We start from the raw sequence: 15,388 nt of genomic DNA on the forward strand, positions 1-15,388 counted from the left end.
TCCCATTTTATTTAGTTTATAACAGGAGAACTAATGAAGATTAAAAAAATTATTAGTGGCCTTGCCGCAGCTTTAATTATCAGTTCACTATCAACTATTAGCTATGAGGTTAAAGCTGATGACACCACCAGTGAGTATCACTATATCAGTAAGCAAAATAATGAAGAGCAGCTTATTAGTTACATCAAGGAACAACATCGTTTGCTCAATCAATTTGTTGTTGATAATGTCAACTCATTCACTCAACTAAATGCTAATCCAACTATTGAACAGTTAAATAGAGCTATAACATTATTTAAACAAAAAGATGAGCAATTATTTAACCAGGTGAAAGCTAGTCATCTCTCTCCCAGTAACTATAATGCTATCGTTAATCAACGTAATGTCATTAACCAAACTGTTCAAAATCTGATTGACCAAAATCATAATAAGCTTCAGGCAAGTCAAAATAAAGCAGCTCAGCTCGTGGGGCAACGTAATCAGGTTGTTAACAAAATTCAAGCTATTTTAGCAACTGTAAACTACAACTCTGTGAATTCTATACAAGAAGCTGAAAATTTATTTCATTCACTCAGAAATCAAATTGAACCTCTTGTAGCTGAAGTTAATAATTACAAAGCTGCTATGGCAACCCTTCAACAAGAAGTAGATGCCCTATCAACAGCGGCTATTGAAACTGAGACTTCTAAACTTGCTACTCTCAAAGTTAGCGAAAATACTTCTGTTCCTGCAAACAAAGTAGAAGAAAAAACTACTCAATCAGAAGCGTCAGGCAATAAACAAGAAGTAACTAAGAGTGAGGAAAAACAGGCTACCTCTGATGCAAAGGCATCACAGCCTGAGTCAGCTAATATTGCCGATTACGATAGTTTAAAAGAAGTTTTACGAAATAATATTAGTAACCAAGTACCACACATCAGTGTTCAAATGGAGTTTAAAACTCAAGAGCAAGTTGACGAATACCAAAAAAACCTTGGAAGCATCATCCGGGAAATTGGAGATACACTTGGAACAGCAACTGAATTCAATGCCAAAAGTAACATTAGCACTTATACTCTTGGTGGACAAATCCAACGCATTATTGTAAAAAGCGATATCACAATCACCTATACTCTTAAAGGTGACATGGTAGGATTACATAAAGAATATAAACAGTTTGTAGATTCTTTTGTCAAAGAAAATATTACTAACAAAAATATCACAAGTGATTATGAAAAAGCTAAAGTAATTCATGACCACTTGGTTAATAATTACACTTACGCGACTGAAGAACTGGCAACCACTCGTGAAACTGCTAGTGGTATCAGTATCCATGCTCCTGAAGCACTCTACAAAGATAAACGTGGTGTTTGTCAAGCCTTTGCAGTAATGTTTAAAGATATGGCTGCTGCTGCTGGCTTATCAGTATGGTATGTAACTGGTCAAGCTGGAGGTGGAAATCACGCTTGGAACATTGTTACTATTAATGGCGTTAAATATTATGTTGATACAACATGGGATAATAATATAAAAAGCAATAAATATTTCCTTGTTGGTAAAACAATAATGGATGCTGATCATCTTTTGGATAGTCAATACAATGCATTAGCTAAAGATATTCCAGCTGATCGCCATCAAGGTGCATAACTCAAAAATTGTATTGAGCCTGGAAAGGATATGAAATGTCTAAAAAGACTGATTCAAATTATCTACATTCCAATTGTTCTGACAAGAAAATTTGGAGCGATGAGGAGCCTCTGCAACAGGAGACTATCCCTAAAGATAGAGATTGTGTTATCAAACCTGTCATTACTATGACAGTTGAACATGTGGAAATCCCATTAGATGACCAATCTTAGCTCTCTCCTAAAATAAAAAGGAACACTGCCATTTTTGACAGTGTTCTTTTTATTTAACCAAAGTGGTTTTCTCATTACTGATATGATTCAAATCATCTACAACTAATTGATCAATCGATTTCATGGTGTATTTCCAAGCTTGCAGTTGAACATGAAAAACAGTCTGTTAGTACATGGTATCATGCATATCGTCAATGACTTTGAATACCTTATATAATCTGGTTTAATCATTAGGAATAGCATGATCATGAGTGGTCAAAGAGCTACCAGCACCATCCAGAGCGATATAAATATCTTTCATTATATAGAAGCTATTTGTATAAGTAAATCTAACAGTATTGTGCTCCCCGCAATACAAAAGCATTTGGGACAGCTGATCCAAAAAGGACGTCTGGGTCTTTTCTTCTCGATAACCTATTCCAAAGCTCCCACTTGAAGTACTTATTGAATCTGTTGCAACAGAAAAAACAATCCCTACTACTAGAATAATAGCACCTCTAACTAATAAATGACTCATTCCAAAATTAACATCGTGTTCCTTTCATTATTTTTTATTTAGGAATTCGTCATACTATATTTCTCATATTAGTCTAACAAAAAAAACTCGTAATTCTATATAAATCATATAAAATTACGAACTTTATTTAGTTAACAATAAAATAATAACATTTTATTCATTAAAAAAACGAATAACAAAAGAGCCAAAAAGCTCTTTTAAACTGACAAAAATGTCTTAGTAATGATTAGTCTCTCAATCTTATTACTTAGAGTAAATCAAGCAAAAATGCTAGAAAATAAAAAATATATGACAAACTATTCCAAACAATATGCTCGCCAATCGAATAATGAATGGATTTTGTATAGTGGTGCAAACTAGCGAAAATCAAACCCATACCAAAATAGACAACAAAGTCGACGACAGATAGACCATGTAAGTGAGACCAGCTAAATAGTATAGAAGATAAGATCACAACCAAGGGACCACTCAGGGAGTTCCCAAATGTTCTCATGACAAACAACCTGAACGTTATCTCTTCTTAAATTGGGGCAATAAGATAGATAGTCAATAATAAGACAACTCGAAAGTAGTGATTGATCTGATTCATATCAGCTATTAATCTCTTCTGGTTTTGCCTTATTGGGAAAAATGTTTTTACTAGTAGTGCCCAGCAAAATAAAACGCTAAAAGCACCTATTGCAAATAGCCATTTTTTGAGCTTAGATGATGACTCTTGGTAGTTACTGATTGGCTCAGTTTTTGTTAGCACATAACTCAACAGAATCATCATTATAAGATTAATGCCAATCCATATACTCCAACTCCACTCTAACCCTATTGATAGTAAACTAATCACCCAATGCCCAAGCAATTGTTATTATTGTGTTGTTGCAACTTTGGCAAAGATGAATATAGCAGGATAGAAAGCAGATTGTTTCTGAAACTTCAAAGGTATCTTCTTATCACAAGCTATTATTTGGTTATCTCCATAATTAATCTAAATGGAGCAATATATCGTTTTTCTACTAACTGTTGACAGATAAAAAACTCCCCTTTAAAGTCTGGTAACTTTTCGATTTTTACCAGAGACTTAAGGAGAGTGAGGCAAGAACTAATAGAATCTTATTTAAAGTTTTATGATTGGGAGAACAGAACAACTATCATAATTACTGAGAAATTATGAAAGGCATGGCAAACAACAGATGGCCAAATCCGCTCTGTTGAAAACAAATTTTAAATATAATTCATTTCACTTTCTAAGTTTATTAAACATAGAGTGTTCAGGAGAAATGATACGACCTAATGATAAAATCATTCCTATCGTATAATAAACAACGACAAGGTGTAAATAAAAGTAAATTAATATATCTGATATACTTGTCAAACATCCTTTCATTATAATAAAAGCAACTAAGATAGGAATAAGAATAGTACACTTAATAAATAACCAAAATTGCTTAACAACTTGATACCATGTGAGTACTTCTGTCGTTTGTCTTTGTTTGAAGACAAAAACCAATAGATCAAAGAGAAAACTCCAACAGATAAGTAGTATATTTTTCATTAATGATAAATCGTAGAAACTACCTATACTAAATAGAATCACTGCAGAAATAATAACAATGCCTAAAAATCTTAGTATATTATGCATATCCTCACCTCCTCTACTTTATCGGTAGCAAATATAATCTTGAGTCATGTGTTCTCCTTTATTTAAGAAGGAGCCAACAAGCATGTTTGGCTCCCTTTGATTGATTTGTGAATATAATCGTAAAGTTATGACTAGTTGGTTTTATCCTCGTGAATTGCTTTTCCTGTGCGAATCAAGTCTCACGGTGAACTTATCTAACTCTTCCCCACTAACTTGCGAATCTCAAAATAAACTCATTAATACTCTTTTTCGTTATAGCCAAAATCAGCTAAATCAAGCTTTTTATCACGCCAGTTTTTCTTGACTTTTACCCAAGTCTCTAGGTAAACTTTATCACCTAACATAAGTTCAATATCACGGCGCGCCATTTTTCCTATTTTCTTGAGCATAGCACCTTGTTTTCCAATGATAATGCCTTTTTGACTATCACGTTCAACCATGATAGTTGCACGAATGTGCACTTTATCAGTTTCTTCATCACGTTTCATGGATTCGACAACAACAGCTACTGAGTGAGGAACCTCTTGTTGCGTCAAATGAAGTACCTTCTCACGAACCATTTCTGATACTAAAAATCGTTCCGGATGATCAGTAATCTGATCTTCTGGGAAATATTGGAAACCTTCTTCAAGATTATCAGTTAATAACTTGATTAGGGTTGGCACATTATTTCCTTGAAGGGCAGAAATTGGCACCACTTCTTTAAAATCCATTTGGCTACGGAAGTCATCAATCTGTTCCAAAAGTTGGTCTGGATGAACCTTATCAATTTTATTGATTACTAAAATAACAGGAATCTTGGCAGCCTTAAGACGTTCAATAATCATATCATCGCCTTTACCTCGCTTTTCATCGGCAGGAACCATGAAAAGAACCGTTTCAACTTCACGTAAAGTACTATAAGCAGATTCAACCATAAAATCACCAAGGGCGGTCTTTGGTTTATGAATTCCTGGGGTATCAATGAAAACAATTTGCTCAGTTTCTGTTGTATAAATCCCCATAATTTTATTACGTGTTGTTTGAGCTTTATCACTCATGATAGCAATTTTTTGTCCCATAACATGGTTTAGGAAGGTTGATTTTCCAACATTTGGACGACCTAAAATTGCTACAAATCCTGACTTAAATGTCATTTCTTTTCTTTCTCCATTCAATTTATTCGTAATACTTCTCATCATAAAAGTAAAGCAAGTATCTTGGGTATAAAAATAATCAATCCCACCAATACGGCAAATAAGGAAATAACTAAAACCGCTCCTGCTGCCATATCTTTAGCATTTTTAGCCAGCATCGAGAAGTGGTAATTACTTGCCAAATCAACTACATTTTCAATAGCTGAATTGATAATTTCAAAAGTAATTACCAAAAAAATACTCAATAAAAGAAATAACCACTCCACCATAGATACTTGAAAAGTAAGACCAGCAAGTATTACTAAAATGGCAGAAACCAAATGCTTACGCATATTTCTTTCTTCTTTAAAAGCTGTAAAAATCCCTGTAACAGCAAATTCCATGCTTGATGTTAAGGTGCGATTTTTCCATTTTTTTTGATTATTGTCGTTTAAGTCCATAAGCAGTTAAAATTTCTTCCTGTAAGCTGAACATCTCTTTTTCTTCTTCGGGTGTATAATGATCATAACCGTTAATATGCAAAAAACCATGCACAGCTAAAAAACCCATTTCACGTTCATAAGAGTGACCGTACTCTTCTGCTTGTTCTTTAGCTTTATCAATAGAAATAAAAAGTTCACCAATATAAGAATCAAAATCTTCTAGCATCTCAGCAAGTTCAGGATTTTCAGTCAGATCTTCTTCATCAAAAGAAATATCAACCTCAGGCTTATATTCTAAACTGATAACATCAGTCGGACGATCGGTATCTCGATACTCTAAATTCAATTCATGGCTACGTTCATTAGTGACAAACGTTACAGCCATTTCTTTATTCTCTTTACCTGTTTTTTGTGCTGCAAACTCTAACAAATCAAGAGTTTGCTTTTTGATATCTTCTGAAACTTGTCCAGTTTCATCAATCATTTCAACGTACATCTTATATAGTAAGAACGACCCAAAACGTTTAGAAAAGATAAAGTGTACTGCATAATTCTAAATAATCGACACATCTACTTTCCTAAGTTTTTCACTTTTATCTAAAACTAGTTCTCAAAATAAAAGTGCGTTCTCTTCCTTCCTTCAAGCTATTCTTTCACATCATTATACCATAAGAGTATTAAAAAAGGGAGAGAAAGCTAATAATCACTATTACACACTTATAATCCATTTCAATAAAATTCTGACTTATGAATTAGTATTTACTTCAAGATACAAACTTTAGAGCACCTAACTTACGTAAAACTAATTCCTAAATAAACAAAGCTACAAATGCTATAACGATTATGACAAATTTACACTTAGAATGTCTCTTTATATAAATAGATTTTGCTACTTTTTCTCAGATACTTTATATTCGTACACACCTAAACAATTATTAAATTTACGAATTGTTGGAAGTAAAGAGCGAAGTGTGCCTAACTCAAATTTGCTCATCTCATCTGTAAAGTTAATCAGATTTATTTGCTTTAATTTAGGGTCTAAATCCACAATTTCATGACCATCTGTGATACCAAACTGAAATTCTGTATCCATATACTTTACTGTATCATGTTGCTTTCCTTTATTAATCATTTCCTTCTGACACAAATCAAATTGTGCCATAAATTGGCTAAATGAATTTGTCAGGATATGAAGAAAAGTCTCTACGTCATCTTCTTTTAGAAACATTAAAACACCTTCTGACACGATCAGAAAAGGGGCATTTTGGGGATTTACCTCCTGTGTCCAAGTTTCATCTAGGGCTGATTTTGCTATATTAGTAACTCTTTCATGCTCTTCAAAAAATAATTTTCTTATCTCCATAACCTCTGGCAAATCAAGGTTATACCACCTAATTTGTCCATTATCGACTCTTTCAAACCTTGTATCAAGTCCACAACCAATAGAAAGGATATGACTATTTGGATTTTCTCTAATAAATTTTTTGATTTCTCTATCCATAACGCGAATTCTAGCTAATGTTGCATAAAAAGAAGCTTCTGAATTATCGAATTTATCAAAATCATATTCTATCTGTTCAACGATTGCTAAGGATTTTTGATCATTAAGTATCGGATGTTTAGCCATCGCATCTTTAGCCCTAATATATAAGGTGATTAATAACGTTTCAGCAACGCCGTGTAATGTTATCTTCATTCATCTACTCTCCTTTATGCTATTTTACTTATAAATATGGATTTCTAAAACTGGATTTCTTTAAGTATATCATTCCAATACCGTAAGTAAAGCATATCCCCACCATCCTATATTCCATAATTTTCTTTTTCTGTACTTCTTATGCTTTCTAAAAAAACAGTCACTAAATTATTGCAAGCTACTGTTTTTCTTTTTAATAATTATAAAATATACAAATGAGAACTCCTTATTTTCTTAACATTTATTTCTACAAGCATGCCTAACAATATATCAATAGAAGTTAGAAATTCTTTAAAGTCACACCTAGTATTTCCTATCCTTTTAATGCCCCATTTGGAATGTTTGTGAAAAATATTCATCTAAAATTAATTGGTGTTGTTCATTTACGATCGTAATATTTTTGACGTCTTCTTTAGAAAAATAGTCCAATTGCAATGTTTCCTCATTATAAAAACCTTCTATATTAACTGGTTTTGGACAGCTTACTTCATAAATAAAACCGACGGTTTGTGCTTTATCGCCATTGGGATAAGAGTCTTGAAAGTTAGTATAAACATTTAACAGTCTAATTGGTTCCACTCTCAATCCAGTTTCTTCGAAAAATTCTCTTTTCAATGTATCTACTGATGACTCACCTAACTCCATACATCCACCAATAATTCCCCAAGAATTCTTATCAGCTCTTAATTGGAGTAGGACACGTCCCTTACCATCTGTCAAAATACCACCAGAATATGTTAAAAAGATAGTCTCATGTCCAACTTTTGACCTAATGTAGGAAATATAATCTTGTTTCATTCTATCACCTTGTTTAAACTAATATGTACGTATTGTAGCATAAAACATCTCCTTTTCAAATCACTCATATACACTTCTTGAATATGAGAACTGTTACCTCTTTTATTAACTTACTATTAATTATTGACTAAAAAGAGATAGCCCTGTAGAATGGAGACACATCAATATTTTACATCTTTAGGAGAGCATTTATGGACCATTTCACAAAACTCTGGCAAGATTTCTCTAAACTTCCAAATGTTGTTGCTGTAGCACTCGGAGGCTCACGCTCTGGTGACAGTTTTGACCAATCTTCCGATTATGATTTGTATGTTTATTGTGCAGCAACTCCTGATATCACTAGTCGTAAACGTATCCTTAACAAGCACTGTCATTACATTGAACTTAACAATCATTACTGGGAGCTTGAAGATAATGGTACTTTAAACGACGGAACTGATATTGATATTCTCTATCGTAACATAGATAACTTTTTATCAGACTTAGAAGATGTTGTTGAACACCACAATTCTCGAATTGGATACACCACTTGTTTTTGGCATAACCTCATCAATTGCCAAATACTCTATGATCCTGAAGATCAATTACAATCACTCAAAGAGAGATTCGAAGTTTCTTATCCCAGTCAGTTACAAAAACAAATTATCATTCAAAATCGTAACTTATTAACTGGCAAGCTTCCCTCTTACGATAAACAAATTATAAAAGCCCTTAAACGCCAAGACTTTGTTAGTATTCACCATAGAACTACTGCTTTCTTAGATTCCTACTTTGATATTATCTTTGCACTTAATAAGTTGACACATCCTGGCGAAAAAAGAATGATTTCCTATGCTAAGAAGAATGCTACATTGCTTCCTAAACATTTCGAAGAAAATATCATTAAACTATGTCATCTCAACTCCAACGAACACACTGTTAAAGAAACATTAAACGATATAATAATGCATCTCGACGTCATGCTTAAAGAAAATTTTCAACACTTTATAGATTAAGTTGAAGTACACCATCATAAAAACGCCTAAAGCATTAGGCGTTTTTTTACATATTGGCACACTCTCTAACAACGTCTCCTAGTGGCAAACATCAGTCATTATCAGGTTATAGCTTGTGACTACTTTCTGAATCTGAATAAGCATTTATTATTTCAGCAACGACAGGGTGTCTTACAACATCCTTTGCTGATAAATGAATAAAGTCAATCTTTTTGATATTTCGTAATTTCTCAACAGCATCAATCAAACCAGATTTAACATTCTTTGGTAAGTCAATTTGGCTAACATCGCCATTTACAATCATTTTAGAATTAAAGCCAAGACGTGTTAGGAACATTTTCATTTGCATTATAGTGGTGTTTTGCGCTTCATCTAATATGACAAATGCATCATCTAAAGTACGACCACGCATGTAAGCCAATGGAGCAATTTCGATGATTTCACGCTCCATTAAGCGACTTGTTTGCTCTTTACCTAAAATTTGATATAGGGCATCATAAACTGGTCTCAAATAAGGATCAACTTTCTCTTTGAGATCTCCAGGCAAGAAGCCAAGGCTTTCACCAGCTTCAACCGCTGGTCTCGTTAAGATTATTCGTTTAACTTGACCACGCTTTAGTGCCGTTACTGCTAGAGTGACTGCTAAAAAAGTTTTTCCCGTTCCAGCAGGCCCAATACCAAAAACAACATCATGATTTTTAACGCTATCAACGTATATTTTTTGCCCTAAAGTCTTAACACGGATAGGGTTACCATAGCTATCCTTAATAATTTCTTCCTCATAAAGGGCAACGAATTTATCAATTGAACCATTTTGTGCCATGGATAAGGCTGTTACAACATCTGAAGTATTCACAGTCATCCCACGGTTAACAAGCACTAATAATGCTTCAATGGTTAACCGAGCGGTTTCTACTGCTTCTTCAGAGTCACCTAATACCTGAACACGTTCAGTTCTAGCATGAATGATAACATCTAAATTTTCTTCGATTAATTTTAAATGGCGCTCATTGCTGCCAAAGAGTGACATCATATCATCTGGATGTTGTAAAGTAATTTCGATAGAGTATTCTTGCAAATTATTCTTCCTTTTCGTACAGTAAGTGACTACATTATAACAAAATTTCATTTTCTTTGGTGATTTTAGTCGTTGTAAAACTAAAAAATCGAGAAAAACAAGTTTTCTCGATTTTATTTTACATTATAAAAGATGAGCTTCTCGAAGTAATTCTTCTAAATAAGTTCCTCTAATTTTTTTCATGCCTACTTTACGCATTAAGGCAGGTATTGGTAAATCCATATCTTCAACAGATTTCTTATCATTGAGATAGTATAAAGATTGCAACAAGACACGAATATCAAATGCTGAATTAAAGACTTCTGGAACACCACGTTCAATATTTAAGAAAGTATAAACAGCTTCCATAGCAGTTCTAATAGAATATTCCGTTGTAAATACTGTATCTCTGGATGGAGATTCTGCAAAATTACCAATGAAGGCTAGGTTAACAGATCCTTGTGGGATAACATCTGGTCGGTCACCTTTAACTCGTGGCATGAAATAACTAGTAATGTAAGGCATATAAACAGGAACTGTACTTACATATTGTTTATCAGATAAATCATGAATCTTCATTTCAGGAACACCTAAGTGATACAACCACTCTTCTGTGATTTCTCGACCAGTACATTCCTCAATTGGTTTTTTAATATAATTACCTTCTACATTTGAATAGAGTCCATAAATCCAAACAATTGTTTCATTTTCCTTTTGCTCTTTGAAATGCGGTTGGCGATGGATAGCAAAACTCATCATCCAATTAGAATCTGTAACTGTAACAATGCCTCCTGTATTTACTTTACCATCATGGAGGTCACGATGTGTTAAACGCTCTATATAAGGTTCGATAGCTGGATCTTTTATTGTTGCAGTAGCAGAAACAAACCATGACTCTTTTGGAATATCTTTGTAGAAGACTTTAGGATGTCCAAATTCATCAGATTGAGCAGCTAAGTTTTCCCAAAGATTCCAAGAACCTCCCAAATCGGTATTAGGTTTAGCTACAGTATCATGACTACCATAGTTCGTACTTTCAGTGATAGAACCATTCGTTACAAAAACAAAATCATCTGGAGTAAGATCAATTATTTTTGCTTCACCACCAACTGTGAGATGAATAGCTTTTGCAAGCTTCTGACCGTTCTTAAAGTCTACGGAGATATTAGTTACCTTGCTATCAAATTGAACATCCACATTGTGAGACTCTAAATAACTGATGATTGGTTTCACCATAGAATCATATTGATTATATTTATTAAATTTTAATGAAGTGAAATCAGGCAGACCACCGATATGATGGATAAAGCGCATAGCATATCGACGCATTTCAATCGCTGAATGCCATTTCTCAAAGGCAAACATAGTAGCCCAATAAGTCCAAAAATTACTTTCAAAAAATTCTTTTGAAAAGACTTCTTCAATCGTTTTAGCACCTAAAGACTCTTCAGTCTCCATGACTAGCTTAACTAACTCTTTGGAATGTGTTCCGAGTGTAAAATCACCATCAGATTCTAAGCGATTCCCCTGTTTATGAATGAGGCGACAGTTAGATGAATTGGGATCATCCTTGTCAAGCCAATAAAATTCATCTAGATAAGAAGCATCTGGAACTTCGAGAGAGGGGATGGAACGGTACATATCCCACATACATTCGAAGTGATTTTCCATTTCACGACCACCACGCGTTACAAAACCGATATCAGGTCGTTTGACACCGTCAAGTGATCCTCCAGAAAGAGGTAGTTCTTCAAAAATATGAATACGTTGACCATCCATTTGACCATCACGTATTAAAAAGACAGCGGCAGCTAATCCTGCTAAACCAGAACCAACAATATAAGCGGATTTTTTATCCACACCTTCAGGTTTTCGAGGTCTTGCAAAGGCTTCAAAATTTCCATTTGTATATCTCATAAACAACCTCCCTAGGGCTATATTTTAGATGACTATATTCTACTCCTTTGTGAAAACGATTGCCATTAAAAAACCTGCTTTTCAGACAGTCTTAGACAATGTGTCCAATTTCTATAACCTAAAAAAGAGATTGAAAATACAATCTCTATATTATTGTTAATGATTGAGATAATCTTCCCAAATATCATCAAAATCTGTTAAATTAAAGGAAAAACTGGCCTCATCTTCTAAATAACGACTAACTGTTTCAAAATCCGAACTATGTTTTGGAAAAGTGGTTTCATCAAAAGCGTAATCTGCTAGGATTGCTACTGGTTCATTTGATTTTGGATTTCTTTGTGTCATCAACCAACTGTAAAATGATTTTCTCAATGCCAGTTCTCCTCTAGAAATGCATGTCTTCTGGCACTACTCAAGGCGTAACGAGCAGGGTTAGTCCGATAGAATGCTTGATGATAGTCTTCTGCTGGGTAAAAAGTATCAGCAGGCTCAATGCTGGTTACAATTGGTCTATCAAATCTACCCGAAGCTTGTAGCTTATCTTTTGATTTTTGAGCAATCTGACGTTGCTCTTCATTCTCATAAAAGATGACAGGACGATAATTATCCCCACGATCTTCAAACTGACCAAAAGCGTCTGTTGGATCTGTTTGTGCCCAATATAACTCAACTAAATCTGCATATGAGATTTTTTCAGGATTAAAAATAATTTCAACAGCTTCTGTATGTCCAGTAGTTTTACTACAAACTTCTTTATAAGTTGGATTCTCAACATGTCCTCCAGTGTATCCTGATAAAACAGATTCAATACCATCTAATTCTTCAAATGGTTGTACCATACACCAAAAACAACCTCCAGCAAAAATCACACGTTCCATATCGTTCTCCATTCTTTTTAATAGATACATTATAACAAAAAAAGCCAAAATTTCCTCTCAGCTTTTTTCTATAATTAGCCATTAATTCTAGCTATAACTAAAATGACCTCGTGAGAAAACTTTAAAAGTTCAAAAGTTTATAATAATTCTGTACCTAGCTGATCTTGTTTGATCTTTTTAGCTTTCATGAGTCCTCCAAGTGCTTTTTTAAACTGACCTTTGGAAATTCCAAAAGTAGCTTTAATTTCCTCTGGAGAAGATTTATCATTTAAAGTCATGAATCCTCCATTACTTTCTAAATACGTTAAAATCATTTGTGCGTCATTTTCTAACATTTCAAAAGAACGAGGCTTTAATGATAAATTTAAGGTTCTATCAACTTCTCTAAAGCCAATAACTCGTGCATCCAGCACTTGCCCTAAACGAGGTTCACTGTAACGTTCACTAGGGTGAATAAAGCCGAGCATATTATTTTCTGGTAGATAAACAAAAGTTCCTGACAATTTTAAGCGATAAACGATTGCTGGCCAATTTTGATTTTGCATATTGTTATATGCTGGGGTTGCCATTCGTTGAAACACTTCAGGATCTGCAGGGAGAGCCCAGAGACGATCTTTTTTATCAACATCTAAGCAAACGTAGAGGCGATCACCTTTTTTAGGCCAAAGTTCTTTCAATTCAGGAAGAACATCCAAAGAAACAACCACTTGCTTATCTGGAAGACCAGTATCAAGAAATACTCCCAAGTCTTTACGTACCTCAGTAACTGTCCCCCAACCATAATGATCTCGAGTCGCAAATGTTTCTTTAGTTGTAAGACGTGCTTTTTGTTGCATATCTGTATAGGCGAATCCTTTAACCATTTCACCAATGTGATGCTCTCCTTCTGACTTTGATAATGCAAAGGTAAAGCCATCTTTTTGGATAAAGTAAAAATCTTTGTTTTCATCAGTTACTAAGCCTGTTATGACTGTCGCTAATAATGTATTCATTTTTCTCCTTTTAAAAAGGTAACCGACAAACCAAATCCATCTGGTTTTGATTCTATCAGTTACCTCCATAATCATTTTATTACTTGCCAATCATAATAAAGATAGCAAACGTTACTATTAAACTTCCAACAATTCTTTTTCTTTATTAGCAGTCATCTCATCAATATGTTTTACAGCATCATCAGTAGCCTTTTGAATATCTTTTTCAAGAGATTTCAAGTCATCTTCTGTAATTTCTTTATTCTTTTCTTGCTTCTTAGCTTCATCCATAGCATCACGGCGAATATTACGGATAGCAATCTTAGCATTTTCTCCGACTTTTTTCACTTCTTTAGCTAAATCACGACGTGTTTCTTCTGTCAAAGCTGGAATAACAAGACGAATAACTGAACCATCATTTGCAGGATTAATACCTAAATCTGATTCGTTAATAGCACGCTCAATATCTTTGATTGATGATTTATCAAATGGTGAAATTAAAAGAACACGAGCTTCAGGTACAGTAATAGAAGCTAATTGGTTAAGTGGGGTTGGCGCTCCATAATACTCAACTTGAATACGATCAAGCAAGCTAGCATTAGCACGTCCTGCACGAATCCCTGCAAATTCTCTTGATAAACTTTGGTGTGATTGCTCAAAACGCTCTTGAGCTTTTGTAACGATTTCCTTAGTCATATTTTTTATACACTCCTATTCAGATGCTTTGTTTGAAACAGTTGTTCCGATTTGTTCTCCAAGAACAACACGCTTAATATTACCAGTCTCATTCATATTGAAAACAACAAGGTCAATATCATTATCCATTGAAATAGTTGATGCGGTTGCATCCATGATTTTTAACCCTCGTTTTATTACTTCAACGTGAGTTAATTCATCAAATTTGACAGCATTGGCATCTTTCTTTGGATCAGCATTATAAACACCATCTACTCCGTTTTTAGCCATTAAAATTGCTTCTGCCTCAATCTCAGCAGCACGAAGCGCTGCTGTTGTATCAGTTGAGAAATAAGGCGAACCAATACCCGCTCCAAAGACAACAATACGATTCTTCTCTAGATGACGTAAAGCACGACCACGTACGTAAGGCTCAGCAACAGTTTGCATTGGAATAGCTGTTTGAACTCTAGTATCTACCCCATATTGTTGAAGGCTATCAGCCATTACAAGAGCATTCATTACTGTCCCTAACATCCCTGTATAATCAGCTTGAACACGATCCATCCCTGCTTCTGCTGCAGGTTCTCCACGCCAAAGATTACCTCCACCAATGACAAGTGCTATTTGAACACCTGAATTGTGTACTTCGGCAATTTCTTTTGCAATAGATTGAACGGTAGGAATGTCAATACCGACACCCTTATCTCCCGCCAATGCTTCGCCAGATAACTTAATTAATATACGTTGATATTTAGGTTCCACTACTATGTTCTCCTTATTTTGTCTTTATTATTTTACCATAAAAGGCAAAATTTTAATAGAGCAATGACACTAGTAAGTTGATTTCTTTAT

General features: G+C 34.3%; 19 protein-coding genes and 1 pseudogene. 4 read left to right on the plus strand and 16 right to left on the minus strand.

From position 1 onward, the window contains the following. Nucleotides 1-33: 33 nt before the first annotated feature. Both QOR44_RS07340 and QOR44_RS07345 read left to right on the plus strand, forming a co-directional pair. The gene (locus QOR44_RS07340; protein WP_000694252.1) at nucleotides 34-1,626 is read left to right on the plus strand and encodes a transglutaminase domain-containing protein; all 1,593 of its coding nucleotides are present in this window, start codon (nucleotides 34-36) and stop codon (nucleotides 1,624-1,626) included. 35 nt (nucleotides 1,627-1,661) lie between these two features. Continuing rightward, complete coding sequence (locus QOR44_RS07345) at nucleotides 1,662-1,838, plus strand: hypothetical protein (RefSeq protein ID WP_000039432.1); 177 nt, start codon at nucleotides 1,662-1,664, stop codon at nucleotides 1,836-1,838. 49 nt (nucleotides 1,839-1,887) lie between these two features. Here QOR44_RS07345 and QOR44_RS07350 read toward each other — a convergent pair. Beyond that, a pseudogene (locus QOR44_RS07350) lies at nucleotides 1,888-2,081 on the minus strand (hypothetical protein). On the opposite strand from QOR44_RS07350, the gene QOR44_RS07355 reads away from it, so the two are divergent. Further along, nucleotides 2,080-2,274 (plus strand): hypothetical protein, encoded by a 195-nt coding sequence (locus QOR44_RS07355; RefSeq protein ID WP_079263408.1) that lies wholly within the window; start codon nucleotides 2,080-2,082, stop codon nucleotides 2,272-2,274. The pseudogene QOR44_RS07350 and the gene QOR44_RS07355 sit on opposite strands and share 2 nt — an antisense overlap. 328 nt (nucleotides 2,275-2,602) lie before the next feature. On the opposite strand, the gene QOR44_RS07360 is transcribed toward QOR44_RS07355, so the two are convergent. The 8 genes from QOR44_RS07360 to QOR44_RS07395 form a co-directional block, all read right to left on the minus strand. Further along, nucleotides 2,603-2,848 carry a CPBP family intramembrane glutamic endopeptidase gene (locus tag QOR44_RS07360; RefSeq protein WP_228761751.1) on the minus strand — a complete coding sequence of 82 codons (246 nt, stop codon included), beginning with the start codon at nucleotides 2,846-2,848 and terminating at the stop codon, nucleotides 2,603-2,605. 27 nt (nucleotides 2,849-2,875) lie between these two features. Continuing rightward, nucleotides 2,876-3,127 (minus strand): hypothetical protein, encoded by a 252-nt coding sequence (locus tag QOR44_RS07365; RefSeq protein WP_000973010.1) that lies wholly within the window; start codon nucleotides 3,125-3,127, stop codon nucleotides 2,876-2,878. 459 nt (nucleotides 3,128-3,586) lie between these two features. Further along, nucleotides 3,587-3,988 (minus strand): hypothetical protein, encoded by a 402-nt coding sequence (locus QOR44_RS07370; protein ID WP_000551533.1) that lies wholly within the window; start codon nucleotides 3,986-3,988, stop codon nucleotides 3,587-3,589. A 236-nt stretch (nucleotides 3,989-4,224) separates the two neighbouring features. Continuing rightward, nucleotides 4,225-5,124 (minus strand): GTPase Era, encoded by a 900-nt coding sequence (era, locus tag QOR44_RS07375; RefSeq protein ID WP_000143288.1) that lies wholly within the window; start codon nucleotides 5,122-5,124, stop codon nucleotides 4,225-4,227. A 41-nt stretch (nucleotides 5,125-5,165) separates the two neighbouring features. Next, a complete protein-coding gene (gene dagK / locus QOR44_RS07380) occupies nucleotides 5,166-5,564 on the minus strand; it encodes a diacylglycerol kinase (RefSeq protein WP_000365220.1) in 399 nt (132 codons plus the stop codon). Then, nucleotides 5,545-6,042, minus strand: a complete 498-nt coding sequence (ybeY, locus tag QOR44_RS07385; protein ID WP_001868390.1) for an rRNA maturation RNase YbeY — start codon at nucleotides 6,040-6,042, stop codon at nucleotides 5,545-5,547. The genes dagK and ybeY overlap by 20 nt, the downstream gene beginning before the upstream one ends. 393 nt (nucleotides 6,043-6,435) lie before the next feature. Further along, nucleotides 6,436-7,242: a class I SAM-dependent methyltransferase gene (locus QOR44_RS07390; protein ID WP_000705137.1), complete on the minus strand. Its 807-nt coding sequence runs from the start codon at nucleotides 7,240-7,242 to the stop codon at nucleotides 6,436-6,438. Between the two features lie 321 nt (nucleotides 7,243-7,563). Next, entirely contained in the window at nucleotides 7,564-8,040 is a 477-nt protein-coding gene (locus QOR44_RS07395; protein WP_000806809.1) for an NUDIX hydrolase, read from the minus strand. A 191-nt stretch (nucleotides 8,041-8,231) separates the two neighbouring features. Here QOR44_RS07395 and QOR44_RS07400 point away from each other — a divergent pair, with 191 nt between their 5' ends. Beyond that, nucleotides 8,232-9,035 carry a DUF4037 domain-containing protein gene (locus QOR44_RS07400; RefSeq protein WP_017647035.1) on the plus strand — a complete coding sequence of 268 codons (804 nt, stop codon included), beginning with the start codon at nucleotides 8,232-8,234 and terminating at the stop codon, nucleotides 9,033-9,035. Between the two features lie 106 nt (nucleotides 9,036-9,141). On the opposite strand, the gene QOR44_RS07405 is transcribed toward QOR44_RS07400, so the two are convergent. The 7 genes from QOR44_RS07405 to pyrH all read right to left on the minus strand — a co-directional run bounded on the left by QOR44_RS07405 (nucleotide 9,142) and on the right by pyrH (nucleotide 15,298). Continuing rightward, complete coding sequence (locus QOR44_RS07405; RefSeq protein WP_001158919.1) at nucleotides 9,142-10,113, minus strand: PhoH family protein; 972 nt, start codon at nucleotides 10,111-10,113, stop codon at nucleotides 9,142-9,144. Nucleotides 10,114-10,236: 123 nt separating this feature from the next. Then, on the minus strand, nucleotides 10,237-12,009 hold the full coding sequence (locus QOR44_RS07410; RefSeq protein WP_001270879.1) for an oleate hydratase: 1,773 nt from the start codon (nucleotides 12,007-12,009) through the stop codon (nucleotides 10,237-10,239). 156 nt (nucleotides 12,010-12,165) lie between these two features. After that, the gene (locus QOR44_RS07415) at nucleotides 12,166-12,381 is read right to left on the minus strand and encodes a YozE family protein (protein WP_001232073.1); all 216 of its coding nucleotides are present in this window, start codon (nucleotides 12,379-12,381) and stop codon (nucleotides 12,166-12,168) included. Then, nucleotides 12,378-12,887, minus strand: a complete 510-nt coding sequence (gene msrA, locus QOR44_RS07420; protein WP_141444595.1) for a peptide-methionine (S)-S-oxide reductase MsrA — start codon at nucleotides 12,885-12,887, stop codon at nucleotides 12,378-12,380. Before msrA ends, QOR44_RS07415 begins: the two co-directional genes overlap by 4 nt. Nucleotides 12,888-13,024: 137 nt before the next feature. Further along, the gene (gene cvfB, locus QOR44_RS07425) at nucleotides 13,025-13,879 is read right to left on the minus strand and encodes an RNA-binding virulence regulatory protein CvfB (RefSeq protein WP_001094275.1); all 855 of its coding nucleotides are present in this window, start codon (nucleotides 13,877-13,879) and stop codon (nucleotides 13,025-13,027) included. Nucleotides 13,880-13,996: 117 nt separating this feature from the next. Continuing rightward, nucleotides 13,997-14,554 (minus strand): ribosome recycling factor, encoded by a 558-nt coding sequence (frr, locus tag QOR44_RS07430; protein ID WP_000159519.1) that lies wholly within the window; start codon nucleotides 14,552-14,554, stop codon nucleotides 13,997-13,999. Between the two features lie 15 nt (nucleotides 14,555-14,569). Further along, the gene (pyrH, locus tag QOR44_RS07435) at nucleotides 14,570-15,298 is read right to left on the minus strand and encodes a UMP kinase (protein ID WP_000433491.1); all 729 of its coding nucleotides are present in this window, start codon (nucleotides 15,296-15,298) and stop codon (nucleotides 14,570-14,572) included. Nucleotides 15,299-15,388: the final 90 nt, after the last annotated feature.

The organism is Streptococcus agalactiae (assembly GCF_949788565.1).
In the GTDB taxonomy this organism is placed as follows: Bacteria; Bacillota; Bacilli; order Lactobacillales; family Streptococcaceae; genus Streptococcus; species Streptococcus agalactiae.

Excerpts from the sequence above, each read along its gene's own strand:
- QOR44_RS07340 (WP_000694252.1), top strand. The coding sequence starts at position 34 with ATGAAGATTAAAAAAATTATTAGTGGCCTTGCCGCAGCTTTAATTATC.
- QOR44_RS07345 (WP_000039432.1), top strand. The coding sequence starts at position 1,662 with ATGTCTAAAAAGACTGATTCAAATTATCTACATTCCAATTGTTCTGAC.
- QOR44_RS07355 (WP_079263408.1), top strand. The coding sequence starts at position 2,080 with ATGATCATGAGTGGTCAAAGAGCTACCAGCACCATCCAGAGCGATATA.
- QOR44_RS07360 (WP_228761751.1), bottom strand. The coding sequence starts at position 2,848 with ATGAGAACATTTGGGAACTCCCTGAGTGGTCCCTTGGTTGTGATCTTA.
- QOR44_RS07365 (WP_000973010.1), bottom strand. The coding sequence starts at position 3,127 with ATGATGATTCTGTTGAGTTATGTGCTAACAAAAACTGAGCCAATCAGT.
- QOR44_RS07370 (WP_000551533.1), bottom strand. The coding sequence starts at position 3,988 with ATGCATAATATACTAAGATTTTTAGGCATTGTTATTATTTCTGCAGTG.
- era (WP_000143288.1), bottom strand. The coding sequence starts at position 5,124 with ATGACATTTAAGTCAGGATTTGTAGCAATTTTAGGTCGTCCAAATGTT.
- dagK (WP_000365220.1), bottom strand. The coding sequence starts at position 5,564 with ATGGACTTAAACGACAATAATCAAAAAAAATGGAAAAATCGCACCTTA.
- ybeY (WP_001868390.1), bottom strand. The coding sequence starts at position 6,042 with ATGTACGTTGAAATGATTGATGAAACTGGACAAGTTTCAGAAGATATC.
- QOR44_RS07390 (WP_000705137.1), bottom strand. The coding sequence starts at position 7,242 with ATGAAGATAACATTACACGGCGTTGCTGAAACGTTATTAATCACCTTA.
- QOR44_RS07395 (WP_000806809.1), bottom strand. The coding sequence starts at position 8,040 with ATGAAACAAGATTATATTTCCTACATTAGGTCAAAAGTTGGACATGAG.
- QOR44_RS07400 (WP_017647035.1), top strand. The coding sequence starts at position 8,232 with ATGGACCATTTCACAAAACTCTGGCAAGATTTCTCTAAACTTCCAAAT.
- QOR44_RS07410 (WP_001270879.1), bottom strand. The coding sequence starts at position 12,009 with ATGAGATATACAAATGGAAATTTTGAAGCCTTTGCAAGACCTCGAAAA.
- msrA (WP_141444595.1), bottom strand. The coding sequence starts at position 12,887 with ATGGAACGTGTGATTTTTGCTGGAGGTTGTTTTTGGTGTATGGTACAA.
- cvfB (WP_001094275.1), bottom strand. The coding sequence starts at position 13,879 with ATGAATACATTATTAGCGACAGTCATAACAGGCTTAGTAACTGATGAA.
- frr (WP_000159519.1), bottom strand. The coding sequence starts at position 14,554 with ATGACTAAGGAAATCGTTACAAAAGCTCAAGAGCGTTTTGAGCAATCA.